This window comes from Plantibacter sp. ME-Dv--P-095, from assembly GCF_030209365.1.
GTDB lineage: Bacteria > Actinomycetota > Actinomycetes > Actinomycetales > Microbacteriaceae > Plantibacter.
The window spans coordinates 128,433-144,233 of record NZ_JARVSB010000009.1 but is presented as its reverse complement, the minus strand read 5'-3'; the positions used below and the strand labels follow the sequence as shown (position 1 = coordinate 144,233).

Annotated in this window: 13 protein-coding genes; 10 read left to right on the top strand and 3 right to left on the bottom strand. The window is 70.0% G+C overall.

Annotated elements, in window-relative coordinates; genetic code table 11:
* Position 1: 1 nt before the first annotated feature.
* Positions 2-1,264, bottom strand: coding sequence for an acylneuraminate cytidylyltransferase (locus tag QRN26_RS12845; protein WP_285037133.1), 1,263 nt, complete (start codon positions 1,262-1,264; stop codon positions 2-4).
* 197 nt (positions 1,265-1,461) lie between these two features.
* Here QRN26_RS12845 and QRN26_RS12840 point away from each other — a divergent pair, with 197 nt between their 5' ends.
* From QRN26_RS12840 to QRN26_RS12810, 7 genes are read left to right on the top strand one after another with little or no spacing between them, the layout of a single operon-like run.
* On the top strand, positions 1,462-2,463 hold the full coding sequence (locus QRN26_RS12840) for an AAA family ATPase (RefSeq protein ID WP_056012348.1): 1,002 nt from the start codon (positions 1,462-1,464) through the stop codon (positions 2,461-2,463).
* A 4-nt stretch (positions 2,464-2,467) separates the two neighbouring features.
* The gene (locus QRN26_RS12835) at positions 2,468-3,358 is read left to right on the top strand and encodes a DUF58 domain-containing protein (RefSeq protein ID WP_056012345.1); all 891 of its coding nucleotides are present in this window, start codon (positions 2,468-2,470) and stop codon (positions 3,356-3,358) included.
* The gene (locus QRN26_RS12830) at positions 3,345-3,812 is read left to right on the top strand and encodes a hypothetical protein (protein ID WP_056012342.1); all 468 of its coding nucleotides are present in this window, start codon (positions 3,345-3,347) and stop codon (positions 3,810-3,812) included. The genes QRN26_RS12835 and QRN26_RS12830 overlap by 14 nt, the downstream gene beginning before the upstream one ends.
* Positions 3,803-4,801, top strand: coding sequence for a vWA domain-containing protein (locus QRN26_RS12825; RefSeq protein ID WP_285037132.1), 999 nt, complete (start codon positions 3,803-3,805; stop codon positions 4,799-4,801). Before QRN26_RS12830 ends, QRN26_RS12825 begins: the two co-directional genes overlap by 10 nt.
* Positions 4,798-5,838, top strand: a complete 1,041-nt coding sequence (locus tag QRN26_RS12820; RefSeq protein ID WP_285037131.1) for a VWA domain-containing protein — start codon at positions 4,798-4,800, stop codon at positions 5,836-5,838. Before QRN26_RS12825 ends, QRN26_RS12820 begins: the two co-directional genes overlap by 4 nt.
* Positions 5,835-7,058 carry a hypothetical protein gene (locus QRN26_RS12815; RefSeq protein ID WP_285037130.1) on the top strand — a complete coding sequence of 408 codons (1,224 nt, stop codon included), beginning with the start codon at positions 5,835-5,837 and terminating at the stop codon, positions 7,056-7,058. Before QRN26_RS12820 ends, QRN26_RS12815 begins: the two co-directional genes overlap by 4 nt.
* Before the next feature lie 41 nt (positions 7,059-7,099).
* The gene (locus tag QRN26_RS12810; protein ID WP_056012333.1) at positions 7,100-8,857 is read left to right on the top strand and encodes a proline--tRNA ligase; all 1,758 of its coding nucleotides are present in this window, start codon (positions 7,100-7,102) and stop codon (positions 8,855-8,857) included.
* Positions 8,858-8,904: 47 nt separating this feature from the next.
* Here the strand turns inward: QRN26_RS12810 and QRN26_RS12805 are convergent, their stop codons facing one another.
* Positions 8,905-9,582 (bottom strand): response regulator transcription factor, encoded by a 678-nt coding sequence (locus tag QRN26_RS12805; protein ID WP_056012330.1) that lies wholly within the window; start codon positions 9,580-9,582, stop codon positions 8,905-8,907.
* A complete protein-coding gene (locus tag QRN26_RS12800; protein ID WP_285037129.1) occupies positions 9,579-11,249 on the bottom strand; it encodes a sensor histidine kinase in 1,671 nt (556 codons plus the stop codon). The genes QRN26_RS12805 and QRN26_RS12800 overlap by 4 nt, the downstream gene beginning before the upstream one ends.
* A 207-nt stretch (positions 11,250-11,456) precedes the next feature.
* Here QRN26_RS12800 and nusA point away from each other — a divergent pair, with 207 nt between their 5' ends.
* From nusA to infB, 3 genes are all read left to right on the top strand, one after another.
* Complete coding sequence (nusA, locus tag QRN26_RS12795) at positions 11,457-12,458, top strand: transcription termination factor NusA (protein WP_285037128.1); 1,002 nt, start codon at positions 11,457-11,459, stop codon at positions 12,456-12,458.
* A 5-nt stretch (positions 12,459-12,463) separates the two neighbouring features.
* A complete protein-coding gene (locus QRN26_RS12790; RefSeq protein ID WP_056781847.1) occupies positions 12,464-12,736 on the top strand; it encodes a YlxR family protein in 273 nt (90 codons plus the stop codon).
* 275 nt (positions 12,737-13,011) lie between these two features.
* Entirely contained in the window at positions 13,012-15,789 is a 2,778-nt protein-coding gene (gene infB / locus QRN26_RS12785; protein ID WP_082456158.1) for a translation initiation factor IF-2, read from the top strand.
* Positions 15,790-15,801: the final 12 nt, after the last annotated feature.

Genomic DNA, 15,801 nt, shown 5'->3' with positions numbered 1-15,801 from the left:
GTCATGCTCCGTTCGGTTGCGGCGGGGACAGCTTCTCTGGGTGGGTGACCGCGCGAGCGGCGAGGACGAGGTCGGCGAGTTCACGGACGGCGCCGTCGCCGCCGCGGCGTTCCAGGACGAGCCTGGAGACGGCCCTGGCGGCCGGGTGCGCATCGGAGACGACGACGGGCCAGCCGACGATCTCGAGGGCCGGGATGTCGTTGACGTCGTTGCCGAGGTACGCGATGCGCTCGAGCGGGACGGCGTTCGTCGCGGCCCAGTCGCGGAGCGCGCTCGCTTTGTCGGCGGAGCCGTAGACGACGTCGACGCCGAGCTTGGCCGCGCGCGCGGCGACGATCGGGACCCGTTCGGTCGACAGGATGAGGAACGGCAGCCCGGCCTCGCGCAGCAGGCGGACGCCGAGGCCGTCACCGCGATGGACGCTCACCCGTTCGACACCGTCGGCGTCGATGCTGGCGCGGTCGTCGGTGTGCACACCGTCGAAGTCGGTGACGACGGCGTCGACGTCGAGGTGGTGCTCCGGGTGCTCCGAGCCCGACGGGATCCCGAGCTGGCGTTCGGCGAGTCCGGCGATCGCCTCGGCGACGAGGAGGTCTTCCGGTTCGTCGATGTCGAGCGCGGCGAAGGACCGGGTGACGGCCGGTGCGATCCGGCCGAAGAAGCGGTGACCGGCGTCGAGGAAGCCGTCCGTGTCGAAGACGTAGAACGACCCGGTCTCGCGATACTGCGGGGCACGGTCCTGCCGCCGGGGACGCTCGCGATGGTCGTGACCGATCCCTCGGGCGCCCTTCGCCTTCTCCGTCCAGAGGAAGCCGTGGTCGAGCACCGCCGCGAAGACGGAGTCCGCCTGCCCGGAGGCGACCGAGGCGATGGCGTCGTCGAGTGCTTCCACGTCGAGGAAGGGCGATGTCGCCTGTACGAACACGGTCACGGGGCTCAGCTCGCCGCGCCGGGCGAGGACGCCGAGGGCGTGGAGCAGCGCGGCCTCGGAGGAGGTGCTGTCCTCGGCGAGGGCTGCGGGCCGGTCGATCACCTCGGCGCCGGCGGCGACGGCGGCGGCTGCGAGGTCCGGGTGGTCCGTCGTGACCACGACCCGTGAGACGCCACCGGAACGCAGGAGTCCCTCGACCGAGCGGGCGATCAGGGTGGTGCCGCGGACCGTCCGCAGGTTCTTGCGGTGGATCCCCTTCGAACCGCCCCGGACCGGGACGATCGCCGTCGCCCCGTCGCCCGTCCGGAGCTGAGCGTTCGCTGCGTGTGTCATCGATCCACGGTAGGAATCCGCGGTGGCCGGAAGGGGGACACCGGGCGAACGGCGACCGACGCCGGGGTGACCATCCGGTTGCCGATGCACCCGTCCGGCGCATCCGGCCACGTAGACTGTCCGGACCGCTGGGTTCCACCCGGCCCTCCGTGTTCGACGGTCATCCGGCCGGACCGCCCGCTTCGCCAGGGAGACCAGTGACCCTCACACCGAGCACCCCCATCGCGCCCGCCGAGCTGCAACGGGCGCGCAGTATCCTCTCCGAGATCGTCGGTGCGTACGACGCCAAGGTCGTCGGGCAGCAGGGGCTGCGGACCACGCTCCTCGCCGCGCTCGTCTCCGGCGGGCACGTGCTCCTCGAGAGCGTCCCCGGCCTGGCCAAGACGACGGCGGCGGAGTCCATCGCCGAAGCGGTGAACGCCTCCTTCAAGCGCATCCAGTGCACGCCGGACCTCCTGCCGAGCGACATCATCGGCACCCAGATCTACGACGCCAGGACCGGCGCGTTCCAGACCCAGCTCGGTCCGGTGCACGCCAACTTCGTGCTGCTCGACGAGGTCAACCGTTCGAGCGCGAAGACCCAGAGCGCGATGCTCGAGGCGATGCAGGAGCGACAGACCTCCATCGGCGGGACGCACTACCCCTTGCCGAAGCCGTTCTTCGTGCTGGCCACGCAGAACCCGATCGAGCAGGAGGGCACCTACCAGCTGCCCGAGGCTCAGCTCGACCGCTTCCTCCTGAAGGAGGTGCTCGACTACCCGACGATCGGCGAGGAGGCCGAGATCGTCCGCCGCGTGAACTCCGGTCTGTACGAGACGGACCAGCACCGCGAGGGTGTGAGCCTCGAGGACGTGCTGTTCCTGCAGTCACTCGCGAAGCGGGTGTACCTCGACGCGTCGATCCTCAACTACATCGTGCAGACGGTCTACGTGACCCGCCACGCGCGCGACTACCTCCCGCCCAAGCTGGCGAGCTACATCGACTACGGGGCCAGCCCGCGTGCCAGCATCGCGTTCAGCACCGTCGCCCGCGCGCTCGCCATCCTCGCGGGCCGCGACCACGTCATCCCGGAGGACGTCAAGAGCTACCGGCACCAGGTGCTCCGCCACCGCATCATCCTCAACTTCGAGGCGGCGGCCGACGACGTCTCGGCGGAGACCATCATCGACGCCGTCTTCGGTGCGGTCCAGGCGCCGTAGGACCATGTCCGCTCCGTTGCTCCACCGGGTGAAGTCGAAGCTCTTCATCCATGCCCACCGCCGCGTGCGGGGGATGCTCGACGGCGAGTACCGATCGGTGTTCCAGGGCAGGAGCCTCGACTTCGACGACCTCCGGGAGTACACGCCCGGCGATGAGATCAAGGACATCGACTGGAAGGCGACCGCCAGGCACGGCACGCCGCTCGTCAAGCGCTACATCGCGAGCCGGAAGCACCACGTGCTGTTCGCCGTCGACACCGGACGCGACCTCGCGGCGCTCGCCGAGGGCGGCAGCACGAAACGCGAGGTCGCGATCCTGGCCGTGGGCATCCTCGGGTACCTCGCGATCCGGCACGGCGACCTCGTCGGTCTCGTCGCCGGTGACGCCGCGGCACCGGAACTCGTGCGACCGGCTGGCACCGAGTCCGCTCTGGAGCGCCTGCTGCAGCACATCGACCGGCGCGCCTCGCTCGCAGCGCCGCAGAGCGACCTCGACGAACTCCTCGGGTTCGCCGCGCGCTCCGTCACCCAGCGCTGCCTGCTGGTGATCGTCTCCGACGACGAGGAGATCACCCCGAGACGGTCGGCGATCCTCCGCCGCCTGCACGCGCAGCACGAGGTGTTGTGGATCTCCGTCGGCGACGCCGACCTCATGCGCGCCGACTACACCAGCCGGTCGATGGTCGACGTCGCCGACGAGCGGTCCCTGCCGGCCTTCGTCCGGTCGGACGACGCGCTCCGCCGGGAGTTCGCCGACGCCGTCCGGAACGCCACGGCCCGCCATCTCGACCAGCTCGAAACGCTCGGCATCAGCGGGCAGCGGGTGACCGGGGCCGACGACGTCATCCCCGTGCTCTTCCATCTCCTCGAGGCCCACCGTCATGCCCGGCGATAACGGCTATTACGCACCGGTCCAGTACACGCTCCTCTGGCCGGTCATCGGACTCGTGCTCATCGCCCTCGTGATCGGGTGGTACGTCTGGATGTTCGCGCACGTGCGCCGACGCGCCCGCGGCAGCGCGCCCCGTCCGACGCCTCCGCCGTCGCCGACCGTGCTGCGGGACCGCTACCTGGGGCTCATCGGCGAGATCGAGCAGGAGCACGCCGAGGGTGGGTTGAGCACTCGACGGGCCCATCAACGGCTCGGCGCGATCCTCCGGATGTACGCCCACGAGTCGAGCGGTGTCCGTGCCCAGGTCATGACCCTCGCCGACCTCGACCGCGCGGGGCTCGCGCCGCTCAGTCGTGCCGTGTCCGCGTACTACCCGGTCGAATTCCGTGAGGCGGAGACGGGGAGCGTCCCGGACGCCGCCGCGCTCGCCCGACAGGTGGTGACGACATGGAGCTGATCTACTGGTGGATGCCGCTCGTCTGGCTCCTCGTCGTCGCCGCCGTGGTCGCCGTCGCCGTGCTCGCGACGCGCGCCGGCCGTCGTCGGAAGGCGAACCAGGAGCCGCTGTGGGTCGCCCACTCCGGGCGCCTCACGGCGCTTCCGGGCTACCGCCGGGCGCTGACGCGGTACCGACGGCTGGTCGTCGCGACCATCGCCGCGGTGGCGGTCCTGCTGCTCGCCGGCACGGCGCTCGGATCACGCGTGGTCAGCACCACGGTGTTCCAGCCCGAGCTCCGGAACCGCGACATCGTGCTCTGCCTCGACGTGTCCGGTTCGATGACCGAGTACGACGCCGCCCTGGTGGGGGTGTTCGAGTCCCTCGTGCAACGCTTCGACGGCGAACGGATCGCGCTCGTGCTGTTCAACGCGTCCGCGACGACCTACTTCCCGCTCACGAGCGACTACGACTACGTGACCGCCCAACTCGACCACCTCGTCGAAGACCTCACCTCGCCCGAGAGCGACTACGAGTACTGGAACGGGACGGACCTCGGCAACGGCTCCTCACTCATCGGCGACGGTCTCGGCTCGTGCGTCATGCGGTTCGACCAGGTCGGCGAGCAGCGGTCACGGTCGATCGTCCTCGCGACCGACAACTACGTCGCCGGCGAACCGATCCTCACCCTCAAGGAGGCCGGCGAGTACGCGAAGGCCCAGGACGTCACCGTCTACGGGATCAACCCCGGCGACGTCAGCAGCAAGGACTACCTCGACGACCTGGCCGCGGAGATGGACGAGGTGGTGACGTCGACCGGCGGGGACTACTACGCGCTCGCCGACCCCGCCGCGGTCGGCGGCATCGTCCAGCAGATCACGGCCGAGCAGACCAAGACCCTGAAGGGCGCGAAGCAGCTCGTCCAGGTCGACGAGCCGCTGGTCTTCGTCCTCGCGGCGTTCGGCGGCCTCGCGCTGCTCATGCTGCTCGCCTGGAGGCTGCGCCGATGACGATCAACCCCGTCCTCCCGATCTGGGCACTCGCCGTGTTCGGAGCGGTCCTCGCGGCGTTCGCCGGCTGGCAGTACCTCGCCGGTATCCGCCGGCCCGGTGCCTGGCATTGGCTCGCCCGCCTGGCGATGGTCCTCGTCCTCGTCGTCATCGCGCTCCGTCCGACCATCCCGGGCAACCACCGTCCGCCGTCGGCGATGGGCGACCTCGATGTCTACTTCGTGGTGGACACCACGAGTTCCATGGCGGCGGAGGACTGGTCGGACGAGACCCTGCCCGACACGGACGAGAACGGCGCACCGCAACCGCCCACCCGGCTCGACGGCGCGAAGGCCGACATCACGGGCATCGCCGATCGCTTGGCGGGCGCCCGCTACGCGCTCGTGACCTTCGACGCCGTCACCGTCCAACGCATGCCGCTCACGACCGACGCGACCGCGCTGCGCTCCGCGACGGAGGCCATGACGCAGGAGGTGACCACCTACTCCCGGGGGAGCAGCATCGACGAACCGGTCGAGTACCTGACCACCCTGTTGACCAAGGCCGAGGAGCAGGAGCCCGGCCGGAACCGGATCGTCTTCTATCTGGGCGACGGCGAGCAGACGAGCGGCAGCCAACCCGAGTCGTTCGAGTCGATCGCGCCGCTCATCGGCGGCGGAGGCGTGCTCGGCTACGGGACCGAGGCCGGCGGCACGATGCGTGAGTTCTCGGGGTACGAGGACGGCAGCGTGCGCTACATCCAGGACTACTCGACGGGGGAGCCCGCGGTGTCGCGCCTCGACCCGGGCGCGCTCGAGACGATCGCGTCACAGCTCGGAGTGAAAGCGGAGATCAGGACGCCGGGTGCCTCGCTCGACGACGTCCTCGACGGTCTCGCCGTCGGCGGCGTGACGGTGCAGGACGAGGTGGACATCCGACGCACCGATGAGCTGTACTGGGTGTTCGCCCTCGCGTTCGGTGTTTTGCTCCTCACGGAGATCCCGGCGATCGTGGCGGCGCTCGGTGAACTGCGACGGACGAAGGGGAGTCAGACATGACGCTCTTCGACGATCGTGTGCAGTCCGACCGGGTCGAGACCGAGCCGCGCAATCCGGAGCCACGGCCCCTGATCGAGGAACCGCGGCGTCGACCGTTGGCTCCGAGCGAGGTGGCCCGCTTGCGCCGTCGACTCTTCTGGTGGTCGCTGCCGCTCGTCCTCGTCGCGCTCACCGTCGGCGTCAAACTCGTCAGCTTGCCGGTCGTGGCCCAGGCGGCGATCTCCGGGTACCGCGCCGAGGACTATTCCGGGGCGCAGCTGAGCGCTGCACACCTCCAGACGGCGAACGTCGTCGAGCCGTGGATCGCCTGGTTCGACCGCGGCACCGCCGCCGCCGTCGGGCAGGACTGGGTGCAGGGGACCGACGACCTCGCGAAAGCGCTCGAACTCGCGCCCACCGAGGAGACCTCGTGCATCGTCCGGGTCAACCTGGCGCGGGCGTACGAGACGCAGGCCGACGAGTACGTGAAGGGTCAGTTCTTCCAGGGCGCCATCAACCTGTACGACACGGCGAAGCGCATCGTCGACGAGGGCGAGGACTGCTTCGAGGGCGGGTCGGACCAGCAGGACCAGCAGGACCAACAGGATCAGCAGGACGCCGGTGGACAGGGCGACCAGGGTGATCAGGGTGGGCAGGGCGACCAGGGTGATCAGGGCGGCCAAGATGACCAGGGCGGCCAAGATGACCAGGGCGAGCAGGGTGGCCAGGGCGACCAGGGCGACCAGGGCGATCAGGGCGATCAGGGTGGCCAGGGCGACCAAGGTGATCAGGGCGACCAGGGCGACCAGGGCGACCAAGGTGGCCAGGGCGACCAGGGCGAGCAGGGTGATCAGGGCGACCAGGGCGACCAAGGCGACCAGGGCGACCAAGGCGATCAAGGCGATCAAGGCGGAGCCGGGCAGCAGCCCGACGTCATCGACCCCAAGGGCACGCCTGGCGAGAACCTCAAGGACACGGGCGACCGCATCGACCGGAAGCGCGAGGATGCGGCGGACCAGCGCGACCGCTCGGGCGGGCAGGACCAGCAGGATCCCTCGGACACCGGCCAGGGCGACGGCGACTCGGGCGGATCGAGTGGCACGGGCGACAGCGAGGTCGACGGCAAGGTCGACCGTCTGAAGGACGCCGGCCAGGACGCGCAGCAGGACAAGTCCACCGAGGACGCGAGGAACCGCGGGCGGAACAACGACAACGGCAACTTCGCCGAGCGCCCCTGGTAGGGGTCAGGGGCGCCCGCGCCACGACGGACTAGCATGGACAGGTGGTTACGCGCCTTTCGAACTTCTTCCTCCGTACGCTCCGTGAAGACCCCTCCGATGCGGAGGTGACGAGTCACCGCCTGCTGGTGCGGGCGGGGTACATCCGCCGCCAGGCACCGGGTGTCTTCGCCTGGCTCCCGCTCGGGCTGCGGGTCAAGAACAAGATCGAGGCCATCGTCCGCGAGGAGATGGCGAACGCCGGCGCGTTCGAGGTGCACTTCCCCGCGCTGCTGCCTCGCGAGCCCTACGAGGTCACCGGGCGGTGGGAGGAGTACGGCGACGCGCTGTTCCGGCTCCAGGACCGCAAGGGGGCCGACTACCTGCTCGCGCCGACGCACGAGGAGGTCTTCACCCTCCTGGTGAAGGACCTCTACTCGTCCTACAAGGACCTGCCGCTGTCGATCTTCCAGATCCAGGACAAGTACCGGGATGAGGCCCGGCCCCGGGCCGGCCTGCTCCGAGGCCGCGAGTTCACGATGAAGGACGCCTACTCCTTCGACGTCACGGACGCCGGGCTCGACGCGAGCTACCAGGCGCAGCGGGATGCCTACGAGCGCATCTTCACCCGCCTCGGTCTCGAGTACGTGATCGTCCAGGCGGACGCGGGAGCGATGGGAGGTTCGCGGAGCGAGGAGTTCCTGCACCCCACCGTGGTCGGTGAGGACACCTTCGTCCGTTCGGCCGGCGGGTACGCCGCGAACGTCGAGGCGTACACCACCGAGGTCCCCGAGGCCCGTCCCGTCGACGGACTCGCCCCGGCGACCGTGTTCGACTCGCCGGACACCCCGACGATCGCGACCCTCGTCGACCTCGCGAACGACCGCCACCCGCGCGACGACGGCCGTCCGTGGACGGCTGCCGACACGCTGAAGAACGTCGTCCTGGCGCTCACCCACCTCGACGGCACGCGCGAGCTCGTCGTCATCGGGCTCCCCGGCGACCGCGACGTCGACCTCAAGCGGGTCGAGGTCGCCTTCAGCCCGGCCGAGGTCGAAGCGGCCACCGACGCGGACTTCGCGAAGCACACCGGCCTGGTCAAGGGCTACATCGGTCCGTGGTCCCCGCAGGGCCCCGTCCTCGGCGAGGAGTCGGCCACGGACATCCGGTATCTGCTCGACCCGCGCGTCGTCGACGGCACCCAGTGGATCACGGGGGCGAACGTCGACCAGCAGCACGTCATGGGTCTCGTCGCCGGGCGCGACTTCACGGCCGACGGCTTCGTGGAGGCCGCGGAGGTCCGCGCCGGTGACCCCGCACCCGACGGCTCGGGTCCGGTCGAACTCGCACGCGGCATGGAGATCGGTCACGTCTTCCAACTCGGACGCAAGTACGCGGAGGCCCTCGGTCTCAAGGTGCTCGACGAGAACGGCAAGCTCGTGACGGTGACGATGGGCTCCTACGGCATCGGCATCACCCGCATCCTCGCGATCATCGCCGAGGGCAACAACGACGAGCGCGGACTCATCTGGCCGAAGGCCGTGGCGCCGTTCGACGTCCATGTGGTCGCCGCCGGTCGCGATGCGGCCATCTTCGAGGTGGCCGAGTCCCTCGTCGCGTCGCTCGAGGCCTCCGGCAAGGACGTCCTGTACGACGACCGCACCGGCAAGGTGTCTCCTGGCGTCAAGTTCGGTGACGCCGAACTGATCGGTGTCCCGGTGGTCGTGGTCGTCGGCCGTGAGGCCACCGAGGGCTTCGTCGAACTCTGGGACCGCGCCGCGGGGACGAAGGAACGCGTCGCGATCAGCGAGCTGTCGCTCTAGCCGAGGCCAGCACGTCGACGGTCGTCATCCTCGTCGGGTGACGGCCGTCACCGTCTGGTGCTGAGCCGGTAGCCCGCTCCTCGGACGGTGGCGATGGCGTCCTTGCCGATCTTGTTCCGCAGGTAGCGCACGTAGACGTCGACGACGTTGGAGCCGGGGTCGAAGTCGTAGCCCCACACGCGGCTGAGGAGTTCCTCGCGGCTGAGCACCTGGTCGGGGTGACGGAAGAACTCCTCGGCGAGGGCGAATTCCCGGGTGGAGAGTTCCACGGGGACGCCGTCGACGAGCACCCGGCGCTCGCGGAGTTCCAGTTCGAGCCGCCCGACGATCAGACGCTCCTCGACCGCGGCGGGGGCGGTCGCCCCTCGCTCGGCCAGCCGGCGGCGGATGCGGGCGAGCAGCTCCTCGAACCGGAACGGCTTGGACATGTAGTCGTTCGCGCCCCCGTCGAGACCCGCGACGAGGTCGCGGGCGGAGTCGCGGGCGGTGAGGATGATGACGGGGAGTTCGCTGCCGTCGTCACGCAGCCGCCTGAGCACCTCGAAGCCGTCCACGCCCGGCAACCCGATGTCGAGGACGAGCAGGTCGAAGTCCCCGCTCTCGGCGAGCTCGACGACCTGCGAACCGTCGACGGTCACGTCGGCCGTGTGTCCGGCGGCGCGGAGGCCCTTGCTGACGAACGCGGAGATGCGCGTCTCGTCCTCGGCGACCAGGATCCGGCTCATGAGCCGTCCTCCGTCGGCCGACGCCGTGCCGAGGTGTCGACGAGGTCGGGGAAGTCGTCCACCGGCTCCACGTGCACCGTTGACGGCTCCGTCGGTGACGCCGTGGCCTCCATGGCGGCCTGCGCCTCCATGGCCGCCTGCGCCTCGCGGAGGGCGATGGCCTGCGCCATCGCGTCCCGGGGGATCGCCGCGGTCTCGTCGGGATCGAGCTCGACGGCCGTGTCGGCGTCCTCGTCGTCCTCGGCGACCGCGAGCGGGAGCCGGATGCTGAAGACGGAGCCGGGTCCGTCGCCGTCCTCGACCTCGGCCCAACCGCCGTGCGCGGCGGCGATGGCCTGCACGATCGACAGCCCGAGGCCGGAGCCGGCGACCCCGCGCCCGCCGCTGACGCGCGTGAACCGGTCGAAGATGCGCTCGCGGAGCGCCTCGGGAACGCCTGGACCCTCGTCGGAGACTGAGAGGACGAGTGCCGGGTCGTCCGACTCGTCGAACCGGCTCGAGACGACGATCGTCGAGCCGGACGGCGAGTACTTCGCCGCGTTGTCGGCGAGCTGCAGCCAGGCCTGCGCGAGTCGGCCGGAGTCGACGTCGACGGTGAGTTCGGCCTGGTCGCCGAGGACCCAGGTGTGGTCGGTCGAGATCGCCGTCGCCTTGTCGTGCACGGAGGCGGTGAACGATGCGACGTCGACCGGCTCGCGATCGAGGGTCGAGGCCAGGCCGGCGGTCGAGAGCTCCGTGATGTCGGCGACCAGAGAGCTCATGCGGTCGAGCTCGTCGAGTGCGAGGTCGCGGGTGGCCGCCACGTCCGCCGGGTCGGACGGGTCGAGGAGTTCGAGGTGTCCACGAACGATGGTCAGCGGCGTCTTCAGCTCGTGACCGACGTCGTCGAGCAGCTGACGTTGGCTCGTGAAGGCCTCGTCGAGGCGGTCCAACATCCCGTTCACCGTCCTGGTGAGCTCGGAGACGTCGTCCCGGCCGACGACCGGGATCCGCTCGTCGAGGTCGGATTCCGTGATGCGCGCCGCGGCGTCCCGGAGCAGCCTGATGGGATGGAGCAGCCCGCCCGCGAGCTGCCAGCCGACGAGCCCCAGCAGGAGGAGGCAGACGACGGCGACGACGATCTCGACGGCGAGCACTCCGCGCGATTCGGCGAGGGCGGCGTGGATGTCGGTGGCGATGACGACGTGCGCCACGTTCGGGTCGCCGACGACCTGCACCGGGATGATCGCGTACCGCACGGTGCGCTGGCCGTCGGCCTCGCCCGTCACCACGCCGCGCGACGCGCGTGCGGTGATGGCGTCGAGGAGTGCCGGGTCGTCGTCGAGGCGGAAGGCGGAGGGAGCACTCGGCGGGACGGTCGAGCCGTCCGCGCGGACGCCGACGGCGGTCTCGTCCTCGGCGAAGATCCAGCGGCGCATGACCGCGTCGACGGCTGCGTCGCTGGTCGCCGGGGCGTCGGCCGAGTTCCCCGACCCGACGACCATGAAGGCGATGAGTTCGGCGCTGTGCTCCAGCCGGGCGTCGATCGTCGCCAGGGTCTGCTGGCGTCCGAGCGTGTAGGTCGACACGCCGACGAGCGTCATCGCGAGCGTCGTCGCGACCAGGATCGCGACGAGGATCCGCACCCGCGTGCTCCGCATGACGTTCCGCAGCTCGCCAAAGACCATGGGGCAATCATGTCACCCGCTCGAAGCGGCGGTCGAGCCGGGGGAGCCGGCCTCCTCGACGCGCGGCCGCTTCCCAGCTCGGTGGATGACGTACCCGTCGGCATCCGGTACCGTAGACAGACGGGTTCGGCAGCACGGCAGCAGCATGCCCGTCGTGCCGCTGCACGTCCTGCCGCGGCACCATCAGTTGAATAGAGGAGGCCATCGATGGACATCGATCTCGGTTTGTTGAAGTCGATCGAACGCGAGAAGGAGATCCCCTTCGAGGAGCTCGTCGTGATCATCGAGCAGGCCATCCTGAGTGCGTACCTGAAGAGCACGGAGGGTGCGGAGCCCGTGGCTCGTACCGAAGTGCCGGCAGCTCGGGTCCAGCTCGACCGCAAGACCGGCCACGTCGGCGTCTTCGTCCCGGAGTTCGACGACGAGGGCGTCCTCATCGGCGAGGCGGAGAGCACGCCGGACGACTTCGGTCGCATCGCCGCCTTCGCCGCCAAGCAGGTCATCTTCCAGCGCCTCCGCGACATCCAGGACGACGCGGTGCTCGGCGAGTTCAAGGGACGCGAGGGCGACATCATCGCCGGCGTCATCCAGCAGGGCCCGAACCCGCGCATGATCCACGTCGACCTCGGCACGATCGAGGCGATGCTGCCGCCCGAGGAGCAGGTCGCCGGTGAGGAGTACCCCCACGGAGCGCGCATCCGGGTCTATGTCACGAGTGTGTCGAAGGGCCTGAAGGGTCCGCAGATCACCGTGTCGCGCACGCACCCGGGTCTCGTCCGCAAGCTGTTCGCGCTCGAGGTCCCGGAGATCGCCTCCGGCATCGTCGAGATCGTGTCGCTCGCCCGCGAGGCCGGCCACCGCACGAAGATCGCCGTGAAGGCGAACGACCCGAGCATCAACGCCAAGGGCGCCTGCATCGGTGAGCTCGGGCGTCGTGTCCGTGCCGTCACCGACGAGCTCGGGGCCGAGAAGATCGACATCGTGGACTACTCGCCGGACCTGCCGACCTTCGTCGCGAACGCGCTCTCGCCGGCCAAGGTCACGAGCTCGTACGTGATCGACCAGTCGCTCAAGGCCGTCCGCGCGCTCGTCCCGGACTACCAGCTGTCGCTCGCGATCGGCAAGGAGGGGCAGAACGCCCGTCTGGCCGCGAAGCTCACCGGCGCGAAGATCGACATCCAGCCGGACTCGATCCTCGAATCGGACTGATCCGGATGGAACCGGTGCGGACCTGCGTCGGCTGTCGTCGTCGCGAGCCGCGCTCGGCCCTGCTCCGCGTGGTGGCGATCGAGGGAGAACTCGTCCCCGACGTCGCTCAGCGCCTGCCGGGCCGAGGCTCCTGGGTGCACCCGACCACCGCCTGCGTCGAGCAGGCGGTGCACCGGCGTGCGTTCACCCGGGCGTTGCGGTTGACCGTGGGCCCAGGGGCCGACGCGGTCCTCGCGGCCGTCGCGACGGTCGCCGCGGACGCACCGGCCGCAGACTGAGCCGATCCGCGCGGATCGGCCGGGCGGTGAGCCGGCACCCAGGCTCGGGGTGTACGATGGAGCTTGCACGTGAGAGCGCTTCGGCGCACACCGTGCTTCCCACTGCAGGTACGAGGCCCGGATCCCGGGCCGACATCCTGCTGCCGTGCCATCCGGCCCGGCATTCCGAGAGAACAGGCTGAACGGCTAATGGACAACTCATGAGCGGCTCGAAATGAGCACCGTCCACCACTAACGCTTGCCCCTGCCTGGGTGCAAGCTCAGACAGGAGAATTGTGGCTGCAAAACCACGTGTACACGAGATCGCATCCGAACTCGGAGTAGACAGCAAGATCGCCATGGCGAAGCTCAAGGAATTGGGCGAGTTCGTCAAGGGACCGTCTTCCAGTATCGAACCCCCGGTGGCCCGCAAGCTGCGCGCTGCCCTCGAGGCAGAGGGCGCCAAGGCCGCTGCGGCCCCCGCCGCCCCGGCCAAGCGTCCGGCCACCCCCGGCGCCCCGACCCCGGGACCCGCCGCGCCGAAGGCTCCGGCCCCCGCCGCACCCGCTCCCAAGGCTGCGGCTCCGGCTGCTCCGGCGCCGAAGCAGGCTGCACCCGGCCCGAAGGCCCCGGCCGCTCCCGCCCCCGTGGCGGAGACGCCCGAGGCTGCCGCCCCGGCCGCTCCCGCGACTCCGGCTGCCACCCCGGCCGCCGGTGACGCCCCGTCCGGCGACGCCGCCAAGCCCGGCGGTCCCCGTCCGGGCGCGCCGCGCCCCGGCAACAACCCCTTCGCCTCGTCGCAGGGCATGGGTCAGCGCCCCACCGGCACGCCGCGTCCGGGCAACAACCCCTTCGCCGCGGCGCAGGGCATGGGTCAGCGTCCGAACCCCAGCAACATCCCTCGTCCGCAGGCTCCTCGCCCAGGCTCGCCCCGTCCGGGCGTCGGCCAGGGCCAGCGTCCCGGCGGTCCCGGTCGTCCGGGTGGCGCAGGCCGTCCCGGCGGTGCCGGCGGCTTCCGTCCCGGCGGTGCCGGTGCGGGTGGCGGCTTCCGTCCCGGTGGCGCTCCTGGTGGAGCCCCCGCAGGCGGGTTCGCCGGTCGCCCAGGTGGTGGCGGCGGTCGTGGTCGCGGACCCGGCGGTGGTACCGCAGGTGCCTTCGGTCGCGGTGGCGGCAAGAGCAAGGCACGCAAGTCGAAGCGGACGAAGAGGGCCGAATTCGAGCTGCGGGAAGCCCCGTCGCTCGGCGGCGTGAGCGTTCCCCGCGGTGACGGCAGCACCATCGTCCGTCTGCGTCGCGGTGCGTCCATCTCGGACTTCGCCGACAAGATCGACGCCAGCCCCGGCAACCTCGTCACCGTGCTCTTCCACCTCGGTGAGATGGCGACGGCGACGGAGTCCCTCGACGAGGCCACCTTCGACGTGCTCGGTTCCGAGCTCGGCTACAAGATCCAGATGGTCTCGCCCGAGGACGAGGACAGGGAGCTGCTCGAAGGCTTCGACATCGACCTCGATCAGGAGCTGGAGGACGAGTCCGATGAGGACCTCGCCATCCGTCCTCCCGTGGTCACCGTCATGGGTCACGTCGACCACGGTAAGACGCGCCTGCTCGACGCCATCCGGAACGCGAACGTGGTGGCCGGCGAAGCCGGTGGCATCACCCAGCACATCGGTGCGTACCAGGTCGTCGCCGAGCACGAAGGTCTCGAACGTCCGATCACCTTCATCGACACCCCGGGTCACGAGGCGTTCACCGCCATGCGTGCTCGTGGTGCGCAGGTCACCGACATCGCGATCCTCGTGGTCGCGGCCGATGACGGCATCATGCCGCAGACGGTCGAGGCGTTGAACCACGCCCAGGCTGCCAACGTGCCGATCGTCGTCGCGGTCAACAAGGTGGACAAGCCCGACGCCAACCCGGCCAAGGTGCGCCAGCAGCTGACCGAGTACGGCCTCGTCGCCGAGGAGTACGGCGGCGACGTCATGTTCGTCGACGTCTCGGCTCGCGCCGGCACCGGCATCAAGGATCTCCTCGACGCCGTCCTGCTCACCGCCGACGCCGGTCTCGACCTGCGTGCGAACCCGAACAAGGACGCCCGCGGTGTGGCCATCGAGGCCAAGCTCGACAAGGGCCGCGGCTCCGTCGCGACCGTGCTCATCCAGTCGGGTACGCTCCGGGTCGGCGACGCGATCGTCGCCGGTACGGCCTACGGCCGCGTGCGTGCCATGGTCGACGAGAACGGCGACACCGTCGCCGAGGCGGGTCCCTCGCGTCCCGTCCAGGTGCAGGGCCTCTCGAGTGTCCCTCGGGCCGGCGACACCTTCCTCGTCACCGAGGAGGACCGCACCGCTCGCCAGATCGCCGAGAAGCGTGAGGCTGCGGAGCGCAATGCCGCTCTGGCCAAGGCTCGCAAGCGCATCTCGCTCGAGGACTTCACCCGTGCACTCGAAGAGGGCAAGGTCGAGTCGCTCAACCTCATCATCAAGGGTGACGTCTCCGGTGCCGTCGAGGCGCTCGAGGAGTCGTTGCTCAAGATCGACGTCGACGACAGCGTCCAGCTGCGGATCATCCACCGCGGTGTCGGTGCGGTCACCGAGTCCGACGTCAACCTGGCAACGATCGACAACGCGATCATCATCGGGTTCAACGTGCGCCCCGACCCGAAGGCCCGCGAACGTGCGGCTCGCGAGGGTGTGGACGTCCGCTTCTACTCGGTCATCTACAACGCCCTCGAGGACGTCGAGCAGAGCCTCACCGGCATGCTCAAGCCCGAGTACGAAGAGGTCCAGTCCGGTGTCGCCGAGATCCGCGAGGTGTTCCGTTCCTCGAAGTTCGGCAACATCGCGGGTGTCATCGTCCGCTCCGGAACGATCACGAGGAACGCCAAGGCGCGGGTCATCCGCGACGGCGTCGTGGTCGGCGACAGCCTGGCGATCGAGTCGCTGCGTCGCTTCAAGGACGACGTCACCGAGGTCCGTACGGACTTCGAGGCCGGTATCGGTCTCGGGAAGTTCAACGACATCCAGATCGGTGACGAGATCGAGACGATCGAAATGAAGGAGAAGCCGCGCGGCTAGTCCGCTCGGCCG